Source organism: Pseudaeromonas pectinilytica (assembly GCF_054780855.1).
In genome coordinates this window covers 1-3,868 of record NZ_BAAGVN010000264.1, presented here as the reverse complement: position 1 = coordinate 3,868, position 3,868 = coordinate 1, and the positions used below count along the sequence as shown (strand labels likewise).

The 3,868-nt window shown below is 52.1% G+C and carries 5 protein-coding genes and 1 pseudogene; all 6 read right to left on the bottom strand.

Going from position 1 to position 3,868, the window contains the following annotated elements; genetic code table 11:
* Nucleotides 1-114 precede the first annotated feature (114 nt).
* The 6 genes and pseudogenes from ACYVG7_RS10970 to ACYVG7_RS10945 all read right to left on the bottom strand — a co-directional run bounded on the left by ACYVG7_RS10970 (nt 115) and on the right by ACYVG7_RS10945 (nt 3,818).
* The gene (locus tag ACYVG7_RS10970) at nt 115-465 is read right to left on the bottom strand and encodes a DUF4870 family protein (RefSeq protein ID WP_460883145.1); all 351 of its coding nucleotides are present in this window, start codon (nt 463-465) and stop codon (nt 115-117) included.
* A gap of 209 nt (nt 466-674) precedes the next feature.
* The gene (locus tag ACYVG7_RS10965; RefSeq protein WP_460883144.1) at nt 675-1,691 is read right to left on the bottom strand and encodes a GGDEF domain-containing protein; all 1,017 of its coding nucleotides are present in this window, start codon (nt 1,689-1,691) and stop codon (nt 675-677) included.
* A 244-nt stretch (nt 1,692-1,935) separates the two neighbouring features.
* Nucleotides 1,936-2,193, bottom strand: coding sequence for a DUF1272 domain-containing protein (locus tag ACYVG7_RS10960; RefSeq protein ID WP_460883143.1), 258 nt, complete (start codon nt 2,191-2,193; stop codon nt 1,936-1,938).
* 28 nt (nt 2,194-2,221) lie between these two features.
* Complete coding sequence (locus ACYVG7_RS10955; RefSeq protein ID WP_460883142.1) at nt 2,222-2,842, bottom strand: LysE family transporter; 621 nt, start codon at nt 2,840-2,842, stop codon at nt 2,222-2,224.
* 438 nt (nt 2,843-3,280) lie between these two features.
* A pseudogene (locus tag ACYVG7_RS10950) lies at nt 3,281-3,493 on the bottom strand (VF530 family protein); the annotation flags it as partial.
* A 103-nt stretch (nt 3,494-3,596) separates the two neighbouring features.
* The gene (locus ACYVG7_RS10945; RefSeq protein WP_460883146.1) at nt 3,597-3,818 is read right to left on the bottom strand and encodes a DUF2809 domain-containing protein; all 222 of its coding nucleotides are present in this window, start codon (nt 3,816-3,818) and stop codon (nt 3,597-3,599) included.
* Nucleotides 3,819-3,868: the final 50 nt, after the last annotated feature.

Here is a 3,868-nt window from a genome sequence, read left to right as displayed (position 1 = left end):
GGTATCCATAGCGGGCACCTCAGTCCAGCGAACTTACTGCAAGTATAGATTGCCCCAACACGTAAAGGGAACAGCGCCTCTTTCGAGGCTTTTTATCCCGTGTCGCGCGATGCGTTAGAACATCCAGCCGCTAGGGTTCGGATGGGCTTCCTTGGCATCCAGGAATTTCATGCCCTTGACGGCGCGAATGATGAGCCAGACCACCCAGAACAGGATCACCAGCCAGCCGATCAGGATCACGGAGAGCAGGGTGCCGATCAGCAGATAGAGACCGCCAATCCAGAAGGTGCGGATCTGGAATTGATAGTGACTTTTCAGCCAATCAGGTGCCTCGTCTTTGTTGATATACGCCATGACGACGCCAACAATACCTGTGATACCAAAGACGATCCCTGCCAGATATAAAATATAAACCAGCTTGGCGGTGCCTTCGGTGCTGGGTTTGGCTGTTACCGAGTTATCCATATGTTGTGCTCTCTGATTAAAATAATGGCCCATGAATTTATCATGTTTAATTCATCTGTCGTCTGATTGGGTTAACTTATTTTTAATATTCGCAGCCCAACCTAGAGTGATATCACATATTAACCACAGATGAAGCCGCCGAATATGGGCCGCAGATCCCGCTTGGTCATCTATTGTTCATTCAATCACTCAAGATCTGTGCTGAGGCGTTATCCATAACTGCGAATGCAATTACGCCCGGATTGTTTAGCCTGATACAGAGCCGCATCGGCTTGGCGAACCAGTTCGACGGGGGAATAGTCGCTGCTCGGGATCATACTGGCTACACCCAGGCTGACAGTGACAATACTCGGGCTCGTCTGGTGATGGGGGATCGCCAAACTCGCTAGCACTTGTTGGATATGACGGGCGGTATCCAGGGCGGCTCGGCTATCCGCATTCGGCAGCAGGACGACAAACTCCTCGCCGCCATAGCGGGCGATCAACTCTCCGGCGCGACGCCCTGACTGGCATAACGCATGCGCCAACCGTTGTAGGCAAGCATCACCCGCCAGGTGGCCATAGTGGTCGTTGAACCGTTTAAAGTAGTCAATATCGAGCATAATCAACGCCAACGGGCTCGTGGCGCGATGACCGCGATTCCACTCTTCTTGCAATACGCGATCGAAGTAGCGGCGATTCCCGATATTGGTCAAGCCGTCGGTATTGCTGAGGATCTCCAACTGCCGGTTGGCTTCTGCCAACTCCTGGGTCCGCGCTTCAATCATCTGCTCCAGCTCGCGCTTGCGCTCTTCCAGCCGGGTCATGGGATAAATTTCGCCGCCATCGGCCAGGCCATAGGGGATGGAGATACCGCTGTGGGTAATCATCCAGGCTTCGCCTTCGAGGCGGAATATCAGTACCAGGCGGGCGGTTTCGCGGGAGAGTATTTCTTCCGGATCGGGCAAGTGAATATGAAAAAAAGCGGTGATGACGAGGATATCCTCGCTGAGGTCTTGCAGGGATAAATCCAGCATCTCGATGTGCAGCGGCTTTGGCACTTGAGCGAAGTCGCGGCGGGTAATTCGTATCCATTCTTCTTTGTCGGTCACGAGAATATCGCTGCTACCGGCATAACCACTGAAGTTATCACTTAATCGCGTGGTTAATCGATCATCCCTCGAGGCATACATGGTGATGTATTCGTCGAATAATGAACGCATCAATCCCTGTCGTTCATGCGCCATACTGCAAATTCCATAGCAAGATTTTCAAATGGGAGCTGGCTGCTTTATCCAGATAATAGCTGAACAACTACAACGGCTTTCAGGCTTGATCTTAGATAGTGCCACCCATAATACAATGAATTGGCAGATCCAGAGCCGGTTTTATTTCCGGAAGCCAAGCTTCGTCAAAGAATACTCCTCTTCATCAAGGATCCCAACGCTTGCCCCGCAGGGGGCGTGTCTGAGCCCTGTGATCAAGCGAGATTCAGGGTGTCGTACGATCCCTGCTTTTGAGCTGAGGATTGAAAACCCGGATCATACTGGCGGGATTATTCAACAATTTCGCTGCCGGACGTCGTGGCCGTGGCACCAGCTCGCCACCACAATTCGGGCACACACCGCCCAGAATTTGCCCGGCGCAGGCGGCGCAGAATGTGCACTCAAAGGAACAAATCAGCGCATCGTCAGCTTCGGGCGGCAGATCTTTATCGCAACATTCACAACCGGGACGCAATTCAAGCATCGATTATTCTCCTCGGGTGAAGTGGCTATTAGCGATGAACAAACGACAGCAAGGATGCAGCGCCTAAAAATAGGCTGGCGAAGCTGCGATTTAATATCCGCTGCTGACGCGGAGTCCGTAAAAATAACAATACCTTGACCGCTAAGCAGGTATATCCGGCCATGACGATCATATCCACCGTAATCATGGTCAGCATCATGATGCCGTATTGGGGAATTAACGCCTGCGCCGGATCGATAAATTGTGGCAATACCGCCAGCATAAAGACAATCGCCTTGGGATTACTGATGTTCACCAGAAAGCCCTTCATGATCATGGCCAGCGGATCGACCTGCGGCTGTTGCTGTTCGGTGGTGATGGTGGAAGGTTTTTGTTGCCACTGCTTGATGGCCAGATAGACCAGATACGCCACGCCGAACCATTTAATCAGATTAAAGGCCAGCGCCGAGGCGGTTAAGACCGCACCGACACCGGCGGCAACGATGAGGATCTGCACTGCCAGCGCTAACTGCAGGCCGATGACGTTCCAGTAGCCACGCAAGAAGCCAAACTGCAGCCCGCTGGACATGGAGGCGATGGCCCCCGCGCCCGGAGAAAGGCTGATCACCCAACAGGCGGTAAAAAATGCTAACCAGATATCAAACGCCATCACCAGGACTCCTTTCGCTGTTTGCTCGACCATACCGCAACCGAAGGGTCGATGGCTACCGCTATGAGCAGCTGGATGGCACCTGTGCTCAAGCGGCAGCGAAATGGGCCTGGTGAGCCGGTGTCCGGGTTATTTGCGCCACTTCGCCCAAGGGTCCACTTTACCCTCGGCGTTCTTGGGAACTTCAGACGCACTGCGACGGGGTTCGCTACGCTGACCCGAGCCTGAGCGTGCATTCGAGCTCGTCCGCGCGTTGCCGCCATGGCTACGGGTTGGCTGGTGGCTTGCCGCTTTGAGCTCCCGCTTTTGCCGTAAGCGTTCGGCGTCTTCCAGACTCAGTTCAGCCGGTTCGCCCGGTTTGTCCTCGGCCGGCACTATGCGATCGCGCGGCGGCAGTTCAAACTGCTCGGCCGAGGCGCGGGGTAGACTCTTGAACTGGTACATATAGAAGGCTTCTACTTTTTCGCGCGCCCAATCGGTTTTTTTCAGGAATTTAACGCTGGAATCAATACTGGGATTACTTTTAAAACAATTGATATTCAAATAAGCATATAAAATGGTAAAGCCATAATGCTCGACCAGTTCTGTGGTCAGTTGTTTTAAACTCAATCCGTGCAGCGGGTTATTGCTGTAATCAATTTCTTTGGTCATGGTAGATCCGGAGATAAATATATTTTGCGCATTATACCACGGCTTGCGATGAAAAGGCATTGCCTCGATATATGGTATTTGGGTGGGCCTGGTGCGTGATTTTCTAGTATTTAGCGTTATTGGATGTTGGCGGAATATAATTTATTTTTGTACCGATCATGATATGAGCGACAGATAACAATAGGGCTCCGATCGTATAAGCCACCAAATCCATGCCATCGAACGTCGAGCCAATTACAATGCGCGCGATAGGATATTGCGCCACTCCCAGCAAGTGAGCCAACTGAAAATACTGGGCGCTGTTCCCTTTACGTGTTGGGGCAATCTATACTTGCAGTAAGTTCGCTGGACTGAGGTGCCCGCTATGGATACCAA